Source organism: Dyadobacter sp. CY343, from assembly GCF_021390335.1.
In the GTDB taxonomy this organism is placed as follows: domain Bacteria; phylum Bacteroidota; class Bacteroidia; order Cytophagales; family Spirosomataceae; genus Dyadobacter.
Genome location: NZ_JAJUXK010000006.1, coordinates 257,288 through 277,004 on the forward strand (window position 1 = coordinate 257,288; position 19,717 = coordinate 277,004).

The following is a 19,717-nucleotide window of genomic DNA, read 5'->3' on the forward strand; positions in this document are numbered from 1 at the left end:
TTCGGCTTAATTATCGATCTCTATTTCTGCGTAAACAATTTTATAAAAATCGTCAGGAAGAAATGGTTTTATCAAATAATTACTAAAACCGCTAGCGAGCGCACGTTCGCGCTCGTCTTCAAATGCAGAGGCGGTGAGCGCTACGATCGGGATATTCGCATCCTTTTCCCTAATTAACCTGGTCGCCTCAAAACCGTCCATAACCGGCATTCTCAGGTCCATGAAAATCAGGTTATAACGTGTTGAAAGGTATAAGTCAAAAGCTTGTTTTCCATCCGACGCAATGTCGAATGGAATGCTTTTCCTTTCGAGCAGCCTGGTCGCAAGCATCAAGTTCGTCGCATTGTCGTCAACCAAAAGTATTCTCGCGCTGGAAGAAATAGTTGGTATACTGCCTTTCTCAGCGTGTTTTTTGGTTAAGATCTTTGGCATCGAATAGGGTAGTTCGAGCTGGAATGAAAAGACAGAACCTTTTCCTATCTCACTTTTCAATTTCAGCTCGCCTCCAAATAACCGCACTAACTCCCTGGAAATAGCCAGCCCTAATCCCGTACCGCCGTCCTGCCGCTTCACAAGACTTCTGACTTGCGTAAATATCTCAAATACATGAGATTGCAGCTCCTCTGAAATACCTATTCCACTATCTGCAACTGAAAATTCAAGCCGGATCTCACGTTCCGTCCTGCCCGATTCGGCTACCAAAACTTTCACAAATCCCTCATCTGTGAATTTGACTGCATTGTGGACAACATTGGTGATCACCTGACTTAACCTTACCTGATCGGCGTGAATGAGCGGGAGCTGCTCGGGATGCTCAAAGTGCAGTTCCAGATTCTTCTCTCTCGCCCGCGGCAAAAAGCTGTTATACAGGTTTCTGAGCAACTCTTCCAGATCAAAAATAACCGGATGAAGCTTTACGTGATTGGAATTGATCTTATTGAAATCGAGAATATCATTTACGACAGCCATTAAATGGGTCGAAGAAAATTTCAATGTATCGATCAGCTCTTTTTCGTCTTTGCTTATTGACTCATTTTCCTGCAACAGATGCACGATCCCGACAATACCATTCAACGGCGTACGGATTTCATGGCTCATCGTCGACAGAAATTCAGACTTGGCCAGGGTTGCGTTTTCTGCTATCTGCTTCTGTTTTTCCAGTTTCTCATTCTGCTCGGCAAGCGAATATCTGTAATAGAAGTCGCGCTTATTTCGCTTGTCAGTAAAATACATGACAAAAGGAAAAAGCATTTGACCCAAAAAGAAAAACAGCCCTCCCTGGCCCATGAACTGATATAAATAGGAAGGATGCCCGATATAGAGCGCAGATGGAAACAGCAGGAATACCAGAATTGTCGCGATAAAAGCATCTTTCCCCGGCCACCTGAGTACGATAAAAGAGAAAATAAGACCAAGCGTCATATTGAAAGTAGCGCGATCGTAGGTAGCATGCGGAACGCTGGCCAGAATATATGCGTGAACCGGCAATAGGGTCAGGTATACGAACAGAGATGCCCTTTGCGCCGTAATTTTTCCGTGAAAGTGCAGAAACAAAAAAATCAGCCCGATAGCGCTGAAAATAAGTTCAGCCCGCAAAATAAGCGGGAAGGCAGGATCATTTCTTAAATAATAGAGGAATGCGGTTGCAGGATAGCCGATCAGGTAAGCAAAACAGAAGGTCAGATTGCTCCAACGTGACTTAACCTCGCTTTCGCTTTTCCACAATTCGTTGAAGTTACCCGTGTAGTTAGCACTATTCAAGAATCAATTTTTTTAAACGCTGGGTATATCCGGCGGGCCATTTACTGCCCGACCACTTCCCAAATTTACATAATTAGTCAAAAAAATAGGGTATCCAAATGAATGAATACCCTATGATTTTTATCAAGTTACCTCTTGACTATAAGTCGATCGCTTCTCCGTAAGCAGCCTCAGTTGCGCCTTTAATCGCTTCTGACATGGTTGGGTGCGGGTGGATTGATCTTAATATCTCGTGAGAAGTAGTTTCCAGCTGACGCGCAACCACTACTTCGGCGATCATTTCAGTTACATTGGTCCCGATCATGTGAGCGCCAAGGAACTCGCCATATTTAGCGTCAAAGATCACTTTCACAAAACCATCTGTGGCTCCGGCAGCTGTCGCTTTTCCGGAAGCTTTGAATGGAAATTTACCAACCTTGATATCGTAACCTGCTTCGCGTGCTTTCTTTTCGGTGAAACCAACAGAAGCGATTTCAGGCTGGCAGTAAGTACATCCTGGGATGTTACCGTAATCCAATGCTTCAGTTTTGTGGCCTGCGAGTTTCTCTGCGCAAATAATACCCTCGACAGTCGCAACGTGGGCCAATGCAGGGCCAGGAGTACAGTCGCCTATCGCGTAAAATCCTGGAACGCTGGTTTCATACCATTCGTTTACCATGATCTTTCCTTTATCTGTCTTAATACCAGTTTCTTCCAGACCGATATTTTCAAGATTAGCAACAATTCCGGCTGCGGAAAGCACTACATCCACTTCGAAAGACTTTTGTCCCTCCGGTGTTTTTACTGAAACCACACAACCATTTCCGCTGGTATCTACTTTTTCAACCGTAGAATTCACGTAGGTATCGATGCCCAGTTTTTTGTATTGCTTCGCGATTTCCTTCGAAATATCTTCATCTTCAACCGGCACCAGATTTGGCAGGAATTCAACAACAGTCACCTTGGTGCCCATCGATGCATACACATAAGCGAACTCCATTCCGATTGCGCCGGAACCAACTACCAGCATAGAAGCAGGTTGTTTTTCCAGGCTCATCGCCTTGCGGTATTCGATTACTTTCTGTCCGTCGATCTTGATATTCGGCAGCTCACGTGCACGAGCGCCGGTTGCGATGATCACACCCTTATTAGCAGTGTAATCTACTTTTTTACCTTCTTTATCAGTTACCTCAACCGTTTTCTGACCTTTCACTTTACCTGCGCCCATGATGACGTCGATCTTGTTTTTCTTCATCAGAAAAGAAACGCCTTTGCTCATGGAATCGGCCACGCCGCGGCTGCGTTTGATCACGCCAGAGAAGTCGGCCGAAGCGTCGCTCACATTGATACCGTAATCTTTGGCATGCTTGATATATTCATACACCTGCGCACTTTTAAGGAGTGCTTTGGTCGGGATGCAACCCCAGTTAAGGCAAATTCCCCCTAAACTTTCTTTTTCAACAATTGCCACTTTAAGTCCTAATTGGGAAGCACGAATAGCTGCGGGATATCCCCCGGGGCCGCTACCAATTACAATCACATCATATGTTTGAGCCATTTTCTGGTATTTTTTTGATAAGAAATGGGTTGACTAAATTTCCTGCAAAGTTAAGACGATTTGCCGGAATGCCTACATGTACATTGCCCCGTATTTGCCATGAAACTGAGCCTTATTGCGAATTGTTATACCTTTGTGGTTTGCCATTGTCGGCCTGAGCGGAGCCGAAGGCACGCCACTCGCAAGTAACTCGTCTTCGGCTCCGCTCAGACTGACAATGCTGAAAAGCAACATTTTTTCAAACTTAAAACTCAAACTTCAAATGACAGCAGAGCAATTGAAAGACTTGAAGGCCCGTGTAGAGGCTTTGGGGAGGTATCTTTGACTACGATAACCGAAAAAAACAGCTAGAAGATCTTGAACAGCAAACTGTTCAACCGGAGTTCTGGAATGATTCAGATCGCGCCGAAAAAACAATGCGGGAAATCCGCGGACTGAAATTCTGGACAAATGGGTACGAGGAGCTGGCCCGGCTAAGGGACGATCTGGATACCATCTGGGAATTTTATGATGCCGGCGAAGCTACCGAAGAAGAGGTGGACGAAGAAGGCAAAAAGCTCTCTGACAAACTGGAAGAAATCGAATTCCGGAAAATGATGGGAGAAGAAGGTGACGAGCTGCCTGCTGTGATCGAGATCAACTCGGGTGCAGGCGGAACAGAGTCACAGGATTGGGCTTCCATGCTCATGCGGATGTACATTATGTGGGCGGAGAAAAACGGATACAAGGTCCGTGAGGTGGATTTGCAGGATGGTGATGTGGCTGGAATAAAGTCGGTCACATTGGAAATCGACGGCGAATATGCTTACGGAAACCTGAAATCCGAAAACGGCGTACACCGGCTCGTCCGCATTTCGCCCTTCGACTCGAATGCGAGGCGACATACCTCATTTACATCGGTTTACGTGTATCCGCTCGCCGACGATAATATCGAAATCGACGTGAACCTGGCCGATATTACCTGGGATACCTACCGTTCCGGCGGCGCTGGTGGACAGAACGTGAACAAAGTTGAGACTGCGGTTCGTTTGCATCATAAACCTTCCGGCATTATCATCGCCTGTCAGCAGGAACGCTCTCAGCTGATGAATAAGGAGGTAGCGATCAGGCTTTTAAAATCGCGGCTTTATCAGATTGAATTGGAAAAGCGTAACTCTGCCCGCGCAGAAGTGGAAGCTTCCAAACGAAAAATCGAATGGGGTTCGCAGATCAGAAGCTATGTTTTGGACGATCGTCGCGTAAAGGACCACAGAACAGATCACCAGACTTCCAATACAGAAGCAGTTTTAAATGGTGAGATCAATGATTTCATCAAGGCTTATTTGATGGAATCCTAGTGATTAATAATATCTGCCTCCTGCTAAACAGAATTGTGTTGGCAGGAGGTTTTTGTTATATTCAAATAAAAAAATCAGATATGAGCAACATGGATCTTGTGACGAAAGTCTTAGACTTGCCGGATGCAGCTCAAGAGGAAGTATCAGAATTTCTGGATCGTATTTTAACTAGATATCCTAGAAAGGCTAAAATTCCCTTGAAATTTGGGATGATGAAGGGCACATTTCAGATGTCGGACGATTTCGACGAGCCTTTAGGTGACTTCAAAGACTATATGTAATGAACTATATTCTTGATACACACACATTGATTTGGTTTATGGAAGGAGATAAGCAGCTTTCCAACCCTGTATTAACAATCATGGAGGATACCACAAAGTTGAAGTATGTTAGTATCGCTTCTATTTGGGAAATTGGAATAAAAATCAGTCTCCAAAAACTGAATTTGAATAAATCATTTAAGGAGTTTCTCTCTGATCTATCCCGAACCAATATTGCAATACTGCCACTAGGGTTCAGTCATATTATACGGATCAGTGAGATGGAGCATATTCATAGAGATCCATTTGATCGTATCATTATCGCCCAAGCCCAAGAAGAAGCTTATATCATCCTGGGCCGGGATCCTCAATTTATACCATACAATGTAAAGATGGTTTGGAACTAGGCCAGAACGACTTGCATTTCACTAAACTCGGCCGCGGCCCGCGGATTCTTCTTGCTTTTCACGGCATTGGGCAGGATGGAATGAGCTGTTTTCAGACTCTGGAAAACACGCTGGGCGATCACTACACTATTTTTGCTTTCGATCTTTTCTTTCACGGTAAAAGCGCAGATGCAGATCTGGAAATTGTTACCAAAGATTACTGGAAATCGGTTCTGGTAGACTTTTTAGCCCAAAATAATATCCCAAATTTCGATGTAATGGGTTTCAGTATGGGCGGGAGATTTGCATTGGCTACGCTTGAAGCATTTCCCGACAAAATTAAAAACACTTACCTGGTCGCACCTGACGGGATTTCTGAAAATCCACTTTATACACTCGCGACTAGGAATTCGGCCGGTCGGGCATTGTTTCGCTGGACAATGCAGAAGCCTGCATTATTTTTCAAAACCATTCTGCTGTTGAAAAAAATGGGGATTGTCAATAATAGTCTGGTACGTTTTACCAAAAATGTGCTCAATACACCCTCAAAAAGGCAGAATATCTTCAAATCATGGACTGCATTTCGCGCCCTGCGTTTTGTTATACCTCAAATCATAGGGATCGCAAACCAGAACGATATCCGGATTTTTCTCTTCACCGGCCAGTTTGATAAATTATTGACACTGAAAGCAGTCAACCCACTTGCAAAACTTCTTCCTAAAAATCAGAACGTGCACTTGAAAAGCGGTCACTCGCAGTTAGTCGCCAAAGCCGGCGTGTGGATTTGTACTTTATTTGAGTAACTTGTCGAATACCATTTTACATGTATGGAGCAGGTTTTACCCAAGAATGACACGAACTGGCGACTAAAAGCGATCATCGGCGGCTCCGCCGGAAATTTAGTGGAATGGTACGACTGGTACGCTTACTCGGCGTTTTCCCTCTACTTTGCAAGCACCTTTTTCCCCGATTCGAATCCAACCGTACAGCTCATCAATACAGCCGGGATTTTTGCGGTAGGGTTTCTGATGCGGCCAATAGGCGGCTATATTTTTGGTAAACTGGCTGATACCAAAGGTCGCAAAGTAGCGATGACATTATCCGTTCTATTAATGTCGTTCGGCTCACTTTTGATCGCATTTCTTCCGGGTTACAATAGTATTGGCATTGCTGCACCTGTTATGTTACTGATCGCGAGACTGTTGCAGGGACTGAGTGTGGGCGGAGAATACGGCACGTCGGCCACTTACCTGAGCGAAGTTGCGACTGAAAAACGACGCGGCTTTTTTTCCAGCTTCCAATATGTGACTTTGATCGGCGGCCAGCTGATCGCGCTCGGCCTGCAATTGATTTTACAGAATATCTTCCTGACAGACCAGCAAATGCACGACTGGGGCTGGCGTATTCCGTTTGTTCTGGGTGCATTATTGTCGCTCGTCGCACTATACCTGCGTGCGCATATGAATGAAACACAGGCATTTAAGTCAACAGAGCAGCAAGCGAAGAAGAGAGGTTCGCTCAGAGAATTACTTAAACATCCGAAAGCGATCCTCGTTGTGATCGGGCTCACGATGGGCGGCACGCTGGCGTTTTACACCTACACCACCTACATGCAGAAATTTCTGGTCAATACCGTTGGGCTTTCCAAGTATCAATCGACCATGCTGACCTTCTGCTCGCTGTTCATTTTTGCAATGCTGCAACCCGTTTTCGGAGCTCTCAGTGACCGGATCGGCAGGAAGCCTTTGCTGATTTCGTTTGGTGTTTTGGGTACCATATTCACTTACCCGCTTCTTACCACGCTCAGTCACACTACCAATATGTGGTCAGCTTTTGGCTTGTTAATGGTCGCATTGATCATTGTGAGCGGATATACTTCTATTAATGCAGTTGTTAAAGCCGAACTTTTCCCCGTCGAAGTTCGCGCATTGGGCGTGGGCCTTCCCTACTCGATTACTGTCGCTATATTCGGCGGGACCGCTGAGTACCTGGCACTTTGGGCCAAAAATCTGGGTCACGAAAGCTACTATTACTGGTATGTGACCATTTGCATTTTCGCTTCTCTGATTATTTATGTGCGTATGAGAGATACGAAGCACACTTCCCTGATCGAGCGCGACTAATCTTGGAATAGATAAACTACCTCTTGACAAAATCCATTTGGTTCATTATCTTTAAAGACACCAAAAACTTTCTACTATTATGAACGTGATGGATCGAATCGAACATTGGGGCGATGCGCATCATCCTGCCTGGATGGACATTGTTCGTATTGCTTTGGGAGTGTTTTTATTTGTAAAAGGTATCAGCTTTATCAGCGATACAACTCAGCTTTCCCGTCTTGTGACCGGATTGGACTTTCACCTTTACACCGTAACCGCCGTACATTACGTTGCATTCGCGCACATTTTTGGAGGTTTTATGATCGCGATGGGCTGCCTTACCCGGTTAGCTTGTATTATACAAATCCCCATTCTTCTGACAGCCGTGTTTTTTGTCAACATTCGTATGGGATTTTCTTACGTGAACTCCGAACTCTGGCTGTCTCTGATCACACTGATTGTCGTAGTAACATTCGCGATTATCGGTTCCGGGAGATATTCAATGGACGAGTATATGAAAAATCACAATAACTGATCAGATCATTTCGGGTGCGGTTTTGTACAGATACTTCCGCTTGTATTCCAGGGGCGTCATGTCCGTGACTTTCTTGAAATGCCGGTAAAAATTGGAGACATTATTGAAACCGCACTCAAAACAAATCACCTCCGTCGCCAGCTTGTCTTCAATCAATAACCTGCAAGCCTGACTGATCCGGATCTCCACCAGGAAATCATTGTAGGTTTTTTTTGTCATTAATTTAAAATACCTGCAAAACGAGGTAATACCAAGGTTTGCAATCGCTGCCACATCCTGCAAAGAGATATCGCTTCGGTAATTTGAAAGCGTATAAGCGTATATCTTGTTCAGCCGCAAGGTTTCAGAATCATTCGATTTATAGAATGCGTGCGCCGAAGCGATCGTTTCATATTCCGAAGTTTCTGCCAGTATTTTCAATATGGAAAGTAATGCGATCAGTCGGTCGAGGTTTTCCGCATCAACCGCCGCCAGCATGAGGGGCAGGATTTTTTCTTTCGCAGTACCTGTGATCAACAAACCGCGCTTAGCCTTTTCAAACAATTTTGGTATCTGATACGCTTCCGGCAGAAGCAGAAAATCGGCGCCCAGGCAACTGGGAAGAAAATGGATAATAATAACCTCAACCGCCTCATCACTTGCACCTTCTTCCGCCCGCCAGGTATGCGGCAGGTTTTCTCCCAGCAATATCAATTCACCGTCTGTGAAGTTTGTGATACTATCTCCTATAAAACGTACTCCTTTGCCTTTAACCAGAAAATGCAGTTCCAGCTCAGGATGGTAGTGCCAGACTGTCCCAAAGCCCGCGTTCTTGTCATGCCGGATACTGAATGAAGTTCGCGAGGGTATCGGAACTTTGTGAAAATGAGGTTTCATTTAAATTGTCCTAAGACAGGGTTTAGGTTGCGCTGTCTTACTCAATCTAAAAAGGAAAACTTCCCGTTATCTATCGGGGTAAAGAGAATAAAAATTGAAAAAATACTACAAAATATAGCTAGCGTCCTGATAACACCTGCATTTTATCAACGTATTGCTGCCTGGCTGCGGGATCCTGGTACTTTTTCATTTGCACAAAAATCTGGTTTTTGAGGTTGGTAAAAAGGTAAGATTGAAAGTTACCCCTCGTTTCCAGATCCGACCGCTCTTCCCAGATCTTGTCAAATACATTTCGAATAACGAGCTCCGCTTCCTGGTCATCCTTCAAAATAACAGTGCACAATTTGAACGCAGGAAGATGGAAATAGCCGCAAAGCTGCGTGAATGCGGCTTTGTCTCCTTCGGTAATCCGATGCAAAATTTGTCGATTGGGGAAGTCCATAATCAAATTGTTTGTGTGTATGCTAATCCTTCATTTCAACTGGCTCGCCAGATTACTCTTGAATATATTCCTGATTCCCAGCTGATTCCGCAACTCTTCTACTTCGTCAAGAAGCTGGTCTGCCCGATGTTTAACGTCTTCCGTCAGTTCATCTACCTCTCTTCTGGTATAAGTCGAAATTGGAAAACCCCTTTTTTGCAGGCAATATTTAGCGATCGTAGGATAAGCAGTATGCACGATTTCCATCGAATCCACGAAAAAACCCTGCACCTTCCTTACATCATCTGCTCGCTCCGCATTGTCGTAATTCTCACAGATCCACACTACCAGCTCAGGATAAATATTTCCCTGAATGCAGGATAATCCTGCCGCACCTGCATTGAGCGAGGCGACTGCATTCACCATGTAAGCATCGTACAACCCGAACTTGAAACCCTGCGTAACCTCGATCCGGCGAATCACTTCCTGAATATCCAGGCAGGTATCCTTATGATAAATCACACGCCCTGTTTGTACTAGTTCTGCAAGTAAGCTGCTATCTATCAACCGCTTATAAGGTACCGGACATTCATAGAATCCGAGCGGGATGCTTTCAGTGAGAGATATCAACTTTCTGGCTTGCGAGGCAAAAACAGAGTCCGGCTCATTTTCATCTGCCAGTAAACCCGTAATCACGATAACGGCATCAACACCGGTATCGTATATACGTTTAACGTATTCCGCTTGCTCCTCAACGGCTCCTCCAAATGTGCCCGTTGCGACCACTGGTACCCTTCCTGCCACTTGCTTCACTACCGTAGCAGTAACTTCCAGTCTTTCGGATTCACTTAGTTCAAACATTTCGCTCGACAAACAATTTGCGAAAAGACCTGCTGCGCCTGCGTCGAGGTACATTTCGGTCAGCATTTTCAAACCTTCAAAATCAACCTTTCCTGATTCAAGGAACGGTGTGAGCATTACCGGGATAAATCCTTTTGGAAGCGAAGAGGAGAGTTTCATGTTCGTCATGATAAAACAGGCTTTTGAGAATATAATGTTGAGTAAAAAATATCGGCTAGACTAACCGGATGAAAACGATTCATTAATTATCCAAAACCATTTCCTTTTCGATTGATGTCGGCTTTCTCAGTTTTGTCAGCAGCAGACCGATCAGGAAAATAGTAAGTGTTCCTACTACCATGATCATATTTTGATGGAGCGGATTGCGCAGAAAAGCATATTCGTCGGGCAGTTGATTCGAGAATGTCATCCAGATAATTACAGCAATCCCGATCAGCGTTGCAGTCAAAGCTTCCGCGTTTTTTGTTTGTCTGGAAATAATTCCCAGCAGGAACAAGCCCAGCATTCCGCCTGCGAAAATGCCCGAAAGCATCCACCACACGTCCAGCACACTTTTCACACCGATCATAGCAATGCCGGTAATCATCCCAAGCAGACCAAAAACAGTAGTAGCAATGTAAAGCAACCGAAGCGATTCTTTCGGAGTAAGATCCGATTTAATATACTTCTGATAAATATCAATTGAAAAAACGGTAGCAGAAGCATTCATTCCTGAGCTGATCGTACTCATCGCCGCCGACATAATCGCTGCAATAATTAGCCCCAGCAGCCCGACAGGCACTTTATTAACCATAAAATGCGGCATTACCTTGTCGCCGTAATCTCCGGGAGTCAGTGTGGCGGCGAGATTACTGATCGCAGCTTGTGTCCCGCCCGGTAGTCGCTCGGTCGCCACCTGCATTTTGATCGTTTCAAGCAGCGCAGGCTCACTCTGATAATAGGCATAGAGGCAGGAACCCAGGAAAAAGAATATGAGCGAAACCGGCAGATAAAGGTATACGCACAACCAAACCGAGCCGGCCGCTTCCTTCACTGACGTCGTAGTGTGGTAGCGCTGCACGTAATTCTGGTCCATTCCAAAATTATTCAGGTTCATGAAAAACCCGTATAAAAGCACGACCCAAAACGAGGATTGTGTGAAATCAGGCGCGAAACTACCCAGGCTAAACTTCCCCTCCGCATTTCCGACGGTCATGATTTTAGACAAGCCTCCCTCCATGCCGTCAACAACCAGATACAGGATAACCAACGCCCCGACGGTTTTGATCACGCCCTGCACAACTTCCGTCCAGATAACCGCCTCCATTCCGCCCATTACCGTGTACAAAACAATACAAACCCCGACAACCACCATAATTGTGGACATATCGTAGCCGGTCAACGCTTGGAGACTCAGTGCGATTCCAAAGAAAATTGAACCCATTCGGGCTAACTGCGTCAACAAAAAGCAGGCTACTGCGTAAGTCCTCGCCCAAGCCCCAAACCGGTGTTCGAGGTGTGTATAGGCGGAAACTGCGCCCGTACTTCTGTAAAATGGAATAAAAAACTTCGTTGCAACCCAGGCTGCAAGTGGCATTGACAAGCTAAAAACGAAGGAATTCCAGTTGCTGCCAAAAGCTTTTCCAGGAACGCCCAGAAATGTATTGCTGCTTAAAAATGTAGCGTAAATACTGATACCGATCGCCCAGCCCGGAATTTTACCGGAAGCTTTGGTGAATTGGTCCGCGGTCGTGTTTTTTCTGGAAAAATATATCCCGACTCCGACCATTCCTGCCAGATAAGCTATTACAATGAAAAGATCAAGGAAGGGTAAGGATTTCATTCTATTTTTGGATCAAGTAGAACTTTACCACAAAGAAACAGGATGAAGTCAATGGTTCTATATGGTTTCGTATCGTATTATTGTACGATCTTATCAAAATAGACAATTGTTTTCGAAGTTGCAGGTTACTTCTTTACTATTTCTTTTCCTTAAAGAAATAGCCGATACCTACTGTGGAAACGATGATCAGCACGATCAATATAATCTTGGTTGCCAGTCCTTCATTGGGATGTTCGAGCAGATAGCGGATATCCTGCGCCTCTTTTCCCGCCCACACAGCAAGTACAGTTCGCGGGATCATCCCCAAAGTGCCGCCCGCAAGTACCTGCTTGAAGCGGGCGCCTGCCATTGCGAAAAACAGATTGGTGATCGCGAAGGGTAGTACAGGTGAAAGTTTTGCGAAGAATATCAGCCGCAATTCATTCTTATAAAATCGGCCGAGCATGGTTCCTACCTGCGGATAAACCTGGATTAAATGCGCTCTGATGGAGGTTGCGTGAAGGTAGCGCGCCGAAATATAGATCAGTGCGATTGCGCCGAGATTCATTCCGAAAAGCATTGGTATTGAACTCCAACCCAAAAAATAACCGTAAACCAGCGCTACAAATGTGGGCGGAGTGAGTGCAAGTGAAGACGCGATTGTCAGTGCCAATGTGATTCCAAGCCACCATTCAAATGGCATTTCACGCAGCATTTTCTCGTGATTAATAGCCCAGGCAGTAAGAAGCGAGGTGGTCAATAGCGGAACTACGGTCATCAGCACACTGATAACTACTGGTAATGAAAACCGTTTCGGTGCAGACTCTTCCAAGGGTAATATGTTGCTAAATATGCTCTCCCGCCATTTGAATAACCACTTGTTTGGGTAAAAGGTTTTTTATAATCTTACCTCCAACACGATTTGTCCTGTTTTTATCGACATCAACAAGCTCCGGCAAAATACAATTCTCAATGAAATTCGGAACAAAAGCAATACATGCGGGCGTCGCGCCTGATCCTTCTACTGGTGCTATTATGACGCCGATTTACCAGACTTCCACCTACGTGCAAGAAAGTCCGGGTAAGCACAAGGGTTATGAATATTCAAGAACACACAATCCTACCAGAACAGCATTACAGCAGGCACTCGCGGCACTCGAAAATGGCGAACATGGTATCTGTTTCGCTTCCGGCATGGCTGCGACGGATGCGGTGCTCCGATTATTCCGTCCTGGCGACGAGATCATTGTCACCAACGATATTTACGGCGGTACCTATCGGATTATGAAGCGCATTTACGAAGGTTATGGTCTGGTTTTCAACTTCGTAGATATGTCCAACCCTATCAATGTAGTACAGGCGATCACCGACAAAACTAAAATGGTGTGGGTTGAAACGCCGACTAATCCGCTGCTAAGAATTATTGATATTGAACAAGTTGTAGGTATCTGCAAAGCCAGCGGCGTACTTTGTGCGGTAGATAACACTTTCGCGTCCCCCTATCTGCAAAATCCGCTGGATTTGGGCGCAGATATTGTCATGCATTCGGTTACCAAATACCTGGGCGGGCATTCGGACACAGTAATGGGCGCGTTGATAACCAGTGACGCGGAGCTTGCTAAACAACTGGCATTTATCCAGAATGCCGCAGGCGCAGTTCCGGGGCCACAGGATTGTTTTTTGGTTTTAAGAGGAATAAAAACGCTGCATATCCGAATGCAGCGACATTGCGAAAACGCCTCGACCATAGCGAAATGGCTGACCGCACATCCCAAAGTAGCGACCGTGTATTATCCCGGCCTGCTTTCTCATCCCGGACACGAATTGGCCAAAAAGCAAATGAAGGATTTCGGGGGAATGCTTTCTTTTGAGTTAAAAGGAGATAGCTATGAAGAGGCGGTGGCTGCTATGGAACGTTTGAAGCTGTTTTCGCTGGGTGAATCACTGGGCGGCGTGGAGTCACTTTGTACGCACCCCGCGAGTATGACGCACGCCAGTATCCCGAAAGAAGAGAGACAAAAGGTAGGTTTGAAAGATACGCTGATCCGTTTGAGTGTAGGTATTGAAGATGTGGAGGATCTGATCGAAGACTTGAAACAGGCGATCGGTTAAAAGGATCAGCTTGGCATTCCATAGCAAAAATCTTACTTTTGAAATCGCATTTTCAAACACTAAAAATCAAAATATAAATGGAATTAACGGGAACAGTGATCGCTTTGCTGCCTGAGGTGACCGGACAAGGCAAGAACGGAATGTGGCGCAAACAGGAATTTATCCTTGAAATACCTTCTCAATATCCTAAGAAAGTCTGTATCTCCCTCTGGGGCGACAAAATTGACCAGGCTGACTTGCAGATAAATGATTCGGTAACTGCCTCGATCGACGTCGAAAGCCGCGAATATAATTCTCGCTGGTACACCGAAGTGAAGGCGTGGAAAGTTGACAAGAGCGGCGGCGGCGCACCTTCGTCAGGAAACAGCCCGCTTCCTCCTGTAACTACTTTCAGTGAAGATTCGGACGATCTGCCATTTTAATCGCCACTGAATAAAGCAAACAAGCCGACAGGAAATCAGATCCTGCCGGCTTGTCGTTTTTAATGGGATTGATAGGTCATCGACATCGTGAATTTATCGATCATTTCCTGCGGATGCACGTCCAGGATCCTGGCGAGTACCATTACGACCAAGGTATTTGAAGCAATTTTTCGGGGGATACCAGCAACGGTTGCGAACAGATCCACGGTAACCGATTGCTTTTCATCGAGCAGCTTCATCAGTTTCTGCTCCTTATCTCCATATTGAAAACGAATATCCCGTTCTCCTCTTCCGCGGCGCATAATTTCCTTCATTTCGCGGCTGGCCTGCAGGGATTTATCCTCCACACGAATGTAAGCCTGTTTCGCGCCCGAATCATCTACCACATAATGCGGCTTATCGATGCTTCTGGGAATGGTAAGGATCAGCACGTCACGATCGGTGGTCACTGCGACCCGCTCTTTTTTGTAGCTTATTTTGGGGAAAATGTATTTGTCGATTGCGCGGCTGAGCGTAAATTCATCTTCATCTGCGTCTTTCAGACCTTTGATGGTTTTATCGTCACCAACTCCGACAAACAGTTTGCCGCCGCCGCTATTGGCGAAAGCGACAACTTCGCGGACGATCTTCTCGGGATGACTGGATTTCAGCTTGAATTCCACATGCTCACCCTCACCTCTCTTTACCAGTTCTTTTAACAATCGAAGTTCCATCAGTTGAATGGATTGATATCTGTTATGACAAACTCACCTTCGGTTATATCCTCGTCGCCCCTTTCTTAACGCAAACAATTTACATTCGTTTTGCCGGATTAAAAAAATATTCGGGACGAGTTTCGTAAATAATGCAGACCTTATTTAAACAAAAAACGACACCTTTTCAGTGTCGTTTTTCTTAGTATTCGTCTTCATTAAAAAAGAAATCATCTTTGGTGGGGTAGTCGGGCCAAATCTCCTCAATACTTTCATAAGGTTGACCATCGTCTTCCAGCTCCTGTAGGTTTTCAACTACCTCTAACGGAGCGCCTGTTCTGATTGCAAAGTCAATTAGCTCGTCTTTGGTAGCTGGCCAAGGGGCATCTTCAAGGTACGATGCAAGTTCGAGAGTCCAGTACATAATATTTTCGCCTATTAATAGTTACTTTACTTTTTTGCAAAAGTAAAAAATTTGACATCTTTTAAAAGCTTAAAGCGAAAAAAAACAAAAATAATTGCCATTCTAAAAATATAATTTTACCCCCTTATTCAAGTGCTTAATATTCAACAAGTTGATACTTTACCCAGCTAATAATGTCTCTGCTGAAATGCCCAGCCCCTTGTGTAGTTTTCTGATCATTTCAAGGGTTAAAGGTCTTTTTCTGTTCAAAACCTCCGATACGCGGCTCGCACTTCCAAAATAGCTGATCAAGTCTTTTCTCTTAAGTCCCTGCTCTTCTATCCTTGATTTGATTGCCTCGACCGGGTCGGGCGGTTCTATCGGATAATGCTTCAATTCATAATCTTCAACAAGGATCGATAACAATTCCAGTAACTCTTCCTCCGGGCTATTGTCTGCACAGTCGACCAGCGTATCGATAATTGCCAGGTATTTGCGGTATTCCTGGTCCGAATGTACCGGCTTCAATTCAGACTTAATTTGTTCAATTGTGTTCATGACGTTCAAATGTTCTTAATGTCAGTGATCCTGTCATATTCCTTATGCGTGCCGACGAATCTGATATAAACGCGTTGGAGATTATACCGGAACAAAGCGATTAGCCTGTATTTGTTCCTGCATATGTTAAATACAATGCGGTTATTTCCGACTGTATCGGCCTTGGGATGATCTGCAATAACTTCATTCGGGGACTGATAATCTGCATTTTTCATTCTTTCATACCAAAACTTCAGATCATGCTCTGCGTCTGGATATTGTTGCCAAAAATCATGTAATGTTCCCTTTGTAATTATTCTCACCCTGGTGCCGGTTAATTCCCAACTTGGTAAATTATATACAAAATTGGGAATAAAACTGGATTTAGCAAATTCCTGATTCCTACTGGCTCGGCAATAACCATTCAAAACCTTTTCGTAATTTTCCTCACCATTAGAAAAACAATATCATGACTATTGAAGTTTGTGCCTACTCGCTTGAATCCTGTATTAATGCGCAGGCTGGCGGAGCCGGCAGGATTGAGCTGTGCGGGGGATTGGGGGAAGGCGGGACTACACCCAGCGCCGGCCTCATCGAAATCGTGAAGCAACATATTGATATATCCGTATATGTAATGATTCGGCCGAGGGGCGGCGATTTTGTTTATGATTTTTTTGAAGAAGAAATCATGAGAAAAGATATCGACCTCGCTAAAAAATTGGGCGCAAACGGCGTGGTATTGGGCGTACTCACTGCCGACGGTCAGGTGGACGTAGCCCGCACAAAAGCCCTGGTAGATTATGCCGCGCCAATGAAAGTCACCTTTCACCGGGCATTCGACCTTACCCCAGATCCGCACAAAGCATTAAAAGCAGTAATAGCGACAGGCGCCGAGCGAATTTTGACCTCAGGCCAGCAACCTACTGCTCCTCAGGGCATTGAACTACTCGCCAGCTTGTCAAAAGCCGCAAATGGCGCGATCGAAATTATGGCTGGCGGAGGTGTGAATGCAGGTAACGCAGCCGAACTCGCAGCCGCCGGTGTGCATTCCCTGCACCTTACAGCCAAAGCGTTCCGGCCAGGGCGACAAAAGTATTTTCCGGAAAACATTTCAATGGCCGGCGAATCGCCTGACGAGCGTTCCGTCCTATATAGCGACCTGGGGTTGATAGAGGCTATTGTTCAAGTAGTTTCGTGATTTAGTGCCTTTTTTTCAAAAGCTTCCCTCTCTATGAAGTTTGTAAAAGCATTCATTCCTCTGGCCACCGCCATTGGACTTGTGTACCTTTTGGGAAAGCCGCTCGGCCCGGCTCCTGCGCTTGGTCCGTTTCTTAGTCCATTCTCAGGTTTTGGGCAAAACGGGGAGCGCCTTGCCGACCCGAAAAGCGAATTGATATTAAAGCTCGACAGCCTGCAAAGTGAGGTAACGATACGTTTCGACGATTCGGGCGTGCCTCATATTTTTGCCAAAAATGACTTCGACCTTTTTTACGCGCAGGGTTACATGACCGCAAAAGACCGGTTGTGGCAGATGGATTTGCAAACCCGCGCTGCGTCTGGAAGATTATCAGAAATACTTGGGCGGGTAACCCTCGAAATGGACCAGCAGAGCAGAAGGCTGGGAATGGGTTATGGCGCCGAGGCCAATTTCAAAATCGCGATGAGCGAGCCTCAGTCCCGGACCGCATTACTGGGCTACACAGCAGGAGTTAATGCCTATATTAACCAACTCGCCCCGAAAGACTACCCTATTGAATTCAAGCTGCTCGGCTACAAGCCCGAACCGTGGAAGCCGATCAATACCTTGTATATGCTCGAACAAATGACGCTCACGCTGGCTGGCCGGTCGAACGAAGTGGCTATGACGGAGCTTCTGAAAAAATATGGAAAGGGCGTAATTGATCAGATTTATCCAAATTATCCCCTATTACAGGAAAGTCCGGTTATTCCTTCGGGTACAAAGTGGAACTTCGAGCCGCTGGCCATCCCCAAAAAAACGGATACTTCCATGATTTTTCGGGCTAGCAATACATGGAGACGACCGCTGAGCGCATTGCCTGAGCGAGCACCAAAAACAGAGGGAATCGGAAGTAACAACTGGGCGGTGAGTGCTGAAAAGTCAATCACCGGCTACCCGATACTCGCCAACGACCCGCACCTTGAACTGACATTACCGTCGATCTGGTACCAGGTACAGCTGCATTCCCCCGAAATGAATGTGTACGGCGTATCGCTGCCCGGGGTCCCCAGTGTGATTATTGGTTTTAATCAAAATGTAGCCTGGGGTGTGACCAATGTGGATGCAGATGTATTTGATCTCTATAAAGTAAAATTCAAGGATGCTTCCCGGTCTCATTACTGGCACGATAACCAGTGGAAACCGACCAGGACCAGGAAAGAGGTGATTTATATCAAAGGTGAAAAACAGCCGGTGATTGAAGAAGTTATCTACACCCACCACGGGCCGGTTACCGATTTCGATAACGCTGCTGAAAAAGTCCCAAACCTTGCATTGAAATGGATCGGGCACGAGCCGGGGAATAGTTTCATGGCTTTTTATCAGCTCAACAGGGCGAAAAATTATGATGATTACCGCGCTGCAATGGCGCGTTACGTTGGTCCCGCACAGAATTTTGTATTTGCCGATAACAGTAAAAATATTGCATTGACCGTGAATGGAAAGTTTCCGGTCAAATATAAAGAGCAGGGAAAATTTGTACTCGACGGCACTTCCAGTTCAGAAGATTGGAAGGGCTGGATTCCCGCAGCGCAGAATCCATTTGTAAAAAATCCTGAACGCGGCTATGTCAGCAGTGCCAACCAATCGAGCACGGATCCGAATTATCCCTACTATATCAACTGGGTTTTTGCACCTTCCGAGCGCGGAATACGGATCAATGAAAGGTTAGCAGCGATGTCACAGGCAAATGCGGACAGTTTGCGGTCGCTTCAAAACGACAATTTCAGTGTTTTGGCAAGAACCATTTTACCAAAACTCCTCGATGTATTGGCTACGACTGCATTATCGCCGGGTGAAAAAGCTGCCAAGATTATCCTGACCAACTGGGATTATCAAAATACACCCAACTCCGTAGCGGCAGCCATTTTTGAAGAATGGGTTCCGGTTTTAAGGAATATGATATGGAGTGATGAATTTGGCACAGATCTCCCAACCCGCGACCGGACACTTTACCTGATTTTGAAACAACCGAATGAAAAGTGGTTTGATAATATCAACACGCCGGAAAAGGAAACGATGAAGGATATCGTTTATAGCAGCTTCAAATCCACCCTGAAAACATTGACCGAACAACACGGCAATATGAGCCCCACGTGGCAATGGTCGAAAGTAAAAGGTGCGGAGATCAGGCATTTGAGCCGGAGTATAAAAGCATTCAACGCGCCGCCGATCACGACCGGCGGTGGCAGCGGGATCGTGAATGCGACTACCAAAAGGCACGGGCCGTCGTGGCGAATGGTGGTGGAACTTGGTCCTACGCCGCGCGCTTATGGTATCTATCCCGGCGGACAATCTGGGAACCCGGGCAGTCCGTACTATCTGAACCTTTTAAGCAAATGGGAAAAAGGAGAACTGAATGAGTTGCTTTTCCTGACTTCGCCCGATCAGCAAAATCCACGCTTGACTTCCCGAATCACATTACAAAAGAAATAAG

22 protein-coding genes are annotated in these 19,717 nt (G+C 45.6%); 10 read left to right on the forward strand and 12 right to left on the reverse strand.

Annotation, left to right across the window (positions count from 1 at the left end):
- Window positions 1–6: 6 nt before the first annotated feature.
- The 3 genes from LZG94_RS20975 to LZG94_RS20985 all read right to left on the reverse strand — a co-directional run bounded on the left by LZG94_RS20975 (window position 7) and on the right by LZG94_RS20985 (window position 3,532).
- Window positions 7–1,761 carry an ATP-binding protein gene (locus LZG94_RS20975; protein ID WP_233793727.1) on the reverse strand — a complete coding sequence of 585 codons (1,755 nt, stop codon included), beginning with the start codon at window positions 1,759–1,761 and terminating at the stop codon, window positions 7–9.
- Window positions 1,762–1,900: 139 nt separating this feature from the next.
- Window positions 1,901–3,298, reverse strand: coding sequence for a dihydrolipoyl dehydrogenase (gene lpdA / locus LZG94_RS20980; RefSeq protein ID WP_233793728.1), 1,398 nt, complete (start codon window positions 3,296–3,298; stop codon window positions 1,901–1,903).
- Window positions 3,299–3,370: 72 nt separating this feature from the next.
- A complete protein-coding gene (locus LZG94_RS20985) occupies window positions 3,371–3,532 on the reverse strand; it encodes a hypothetical protein (protein ID WP_233793868.1) in 162 nt (53 codons plus the stop codon).
- A gap of 28 nt (window positions 3,533–3,560) precedes the next feature.
- On the opposite strand from LZG94_RS20985, the gene prfB reads away from it, so the two are divergent.
- The 6 genes from prfB (at window position 3,561) to LZG94_RS21015 (ending at window position 7,918) form a co-directional block, all read left to right on the forward strand.
- Window positions 3,561–4,635 (forward strand): peptide chain release factor 2 gene (gene prfB / locus LZG94_RS20990; protein ID WP_233793858.1). Its coding sequence is split into 2 segments (ribosomal slippage): window positions 3,561–3,620 and window positions 3,622–4,635, totalling 1,074 coding nucleotides; the frame shifts between segments, so codons are not numbered across the junction.
- 80 nt (window positions 4,636–4,715) lie between these two features.
- On the forward strand, window positions 4,716–4,916 hold the full coding sequence (locus LZG94_RS20995; protein ID WP_233793729.1) for a DUF2281 domain-containing protein: 201 nt from the start codon (window positions 4,716–4,718) through the stop codon (window positions 4,914–4,916).
- On the forward strand, window positions 4,916–5,302 hold the full coding sequence (locus LZG94_RS21000) for a type II toxin-antitoxin system VapC family toxin (protein WP_233793730.1): 387 nt from the start codon (window positions 4,916–4,918) through the stop codon (window positions 5,300–5,302). Before LZG94_RS20995 ends, LZG94_RS21000 begins: the two co-directional genes overlap by 1 nt.
- Before the next feature lie 11 nt (window positions 5,303–5,313).
- Window positions 5,314–6,084 (forward strand): alpha/beta fold hydrolase, encoded by a 771-nt coding sequence (locus tag LZG94_RS21005; protein ID WP_233793731.1) that lies wholly within the window; start codon window positions 5,314–5,316, stop codon window positions 6,082–6,084.
- A 24-nt stretch (window positions 6,085–6,108) separates the two neighbouring features.
- Complete coding sequence (locus tag LZG94_RS21010; RefSeq protein ID WP_233793732.1) at window positions 6,109–7,404, forward strand: MFS transporter; 1,296 nt, start codon at window positions 6,109–6,111, stop codon at window positions 7,402–7,404.
- Window positions 7,405–7,483: 79 nt separating this feature from the next.
- Window positions 7,484–7,918, forward strand: coding sequence for a DoxX family protein (locus tag LZG94_RS21015; RefSeq protein ID WP_233793733.1), 435 nt, complete (start codon window positions 7,484–7,486; stop codon window positions 7,916–7,918).
- Here LZG94_RS21015 and LZG94_RS21020 read toward each other — a convergent pair whose 3' ends face one another.
- The 5 genes from LZG94_RS21020 to LZG94_RS21040 form a co-directional block, all read right to left on the reverse strand.
- Window positions 7,919–8,794 carry an AraC family transcriptional regulator gene (locus LZG94_RS21020; RefSeq protein ID WP_233793734.1) on the reverse strand — a complete coding sequence of 292 codons (876 nt, stop codon included), beginning with the start codon at window positions 8,792–8,794 and terminating at the stop codon, window positions 7,919–7,921.
- Window positions 8,795–8,912: 118 nt separating this feature from the next.
- Window positions 8,913–9,236: an RNA polymerase sigma factor gene (locus tag LZG94_RS21025; protein WP_233793735.1), complete on the reverse strand. Its 324-nt coding sequence runs from the start codon at window positions 9,234–9,236 to the stop codon at window positions 8,913–8,915.
- Window positions 9,237–9,266: 30 nt separating this feature from the next.
- Window positions 9,267–10,244: a dihydrodipicolinate synthase family protein gene (locus tag LZG94_RS21030; protein ID WP_233793736.1), complete on the reverse strand. Its 978-nt coding sequence runs from the start codon at window positions 10,242–10,244 to the stop codon at window positions 9,267–9,269.
- A gap of 73 nt (window positions 10,245–10,317) precedes the next feature.
- Window positions 10,318–11,898, reverse strand: coding sequence for a sodium:solute symporter (locus LZG94_RS21035; RefSeq protein ID WP_233793737.1), 1,581 nt, complete (start codon window positions 11,896–11,898; stop codon window positions 10,318–10,320).
- 136 nt (window positions 11,899–12,034) lie between these two features.
- The gene (locus tag LZG94_RS21040; RefSeq protein WP_233793738.1) at window positions 12,035–12,709 is read right to left on the reverse strand and encodes a TVP38/TMEM64 family protein; all 675 of its coding nucleotides are present in this window, start codon (window positions 12,707–12,709) and stop codon (window positions 12,035–12,037) included.
- A gap of 140 nt (window positions 12,710–12,849) precedes the next feature.
- On the opposite strand from LZG94_RS21040, the gene LZG94_RS21045 reads away from it, so the two are divergent.
- Complete coding sequence (locus LZG94_RS21045) at window positions 12,850–13,989, forward strand: cystathionine gamma-synthase (RefSeq protein WP_233793739.1); 1,140 nt, start codon at window positions 12,850–12,852, stop codon at window positions 13,987–13,989.
- Between the two features lie 77 nt (window positions 13,990–14,066).
- Window positions 14,067–14,411, forward strand: coding sequence for a DUF3127 domain-containing protein (locus tag LZG94_RS21050; protein ID WP_215235051.1), 345 nt, complete (start codon window positions 14,067–14,069; stop codon window positions 14,409–14,411).
- 59 nt (window positions 14,412–14,470) lie between these two features.
- Here the strand turns inward: LZG94_RS21050 and LZG94_RS21055 are convergent, their stop codons facing one another.
- The 4 genes from LZG94_RS21055 to LZG94_RS26405 all read right to left on the reverse strand — a co-directional run bounded on the left by LZG94_RS21055 (window position 14,471) and on the right by LZG94_RS26405 (window position 16,366).
- Window positions 14,471–15,124, reverse strand: a complete 654-nt coding sequence (locus LZG94_RS21055; RefSeq protein WP_233793740.1) for a helix-turn-helix domain-containing protein — start codon at window positions 15,122–15,124, stop codon at window positions 14,471–14,473.
- 181 nt (window positions 15,125–15,305) lie between these two features.
- Window positions 15,306–15,527, reverse strand: coding sequence for a DUF2795 domain-containing protein (locus tag LZG94_RS21060; RefSeq protein WP_013927448.1), 222 nt, complete (start codon window positions 15,525–15,527; stop codon window positions 15,306–15,308).
- Window positions 15,528–15,686: 159 nt separating this feature from the next.
- Window positions 15,687–16,064, reverse strand: a complete 378-nt coding sequence (locus LZG94_RS21065; RefSeq protein ID WP_233793741.1) for a type II toxin-antitoxin system HigA family antitoxin — start codon at window positions 16,062–16,064, stop codon at window positions 15,687–15,689.
- 5 nt (window positions 16,065–16,069) lie between these two features.
- Window positions 16,070–16,366: a type II toxin-antitoxin system HigB family toxin gene (locus LZG94_RS26405; RefSeq protein WP_310589882.1), complete on the reverse strand. Its 297-nt coding sequence runs from the start codon at window positions 16,364–16,366 to the stop codon at window positions 16,070–16,072.
- 146 nt (window positions 16,367–16,512) lie between these two features.
- Here LZG94_RS26405 and LZG94_RS21075 point away from each other — a divergent pair, with 146 nt between their 5' ends.
- Complete coding sequence (locus LZG94_RS21075) at window positions 16,513–17,241, forward strand: copper homeostasis protein CutC (protein WP_233793743.1); 729 nt, start codon at window positions 16,513–16,515, stop codon at window positions 17,239–17,241.
- A 33-nt stretch (window positions 17,242–17,274) separates the two neighbouring features.
- Window positions 17,275–19,716: a penicillin acylase family protein gene (locus tag LZG94_RS21080; RefSeq protein ID WP_233793744.1), complete on the forward strand. Its 2,442-nt coding sequence runs from the start codon at window positions 17,275–17,277 to the stop codon at window positions 19,714–19,716.
- Window position 19,717: the final 1 nt, after the last annotated feature.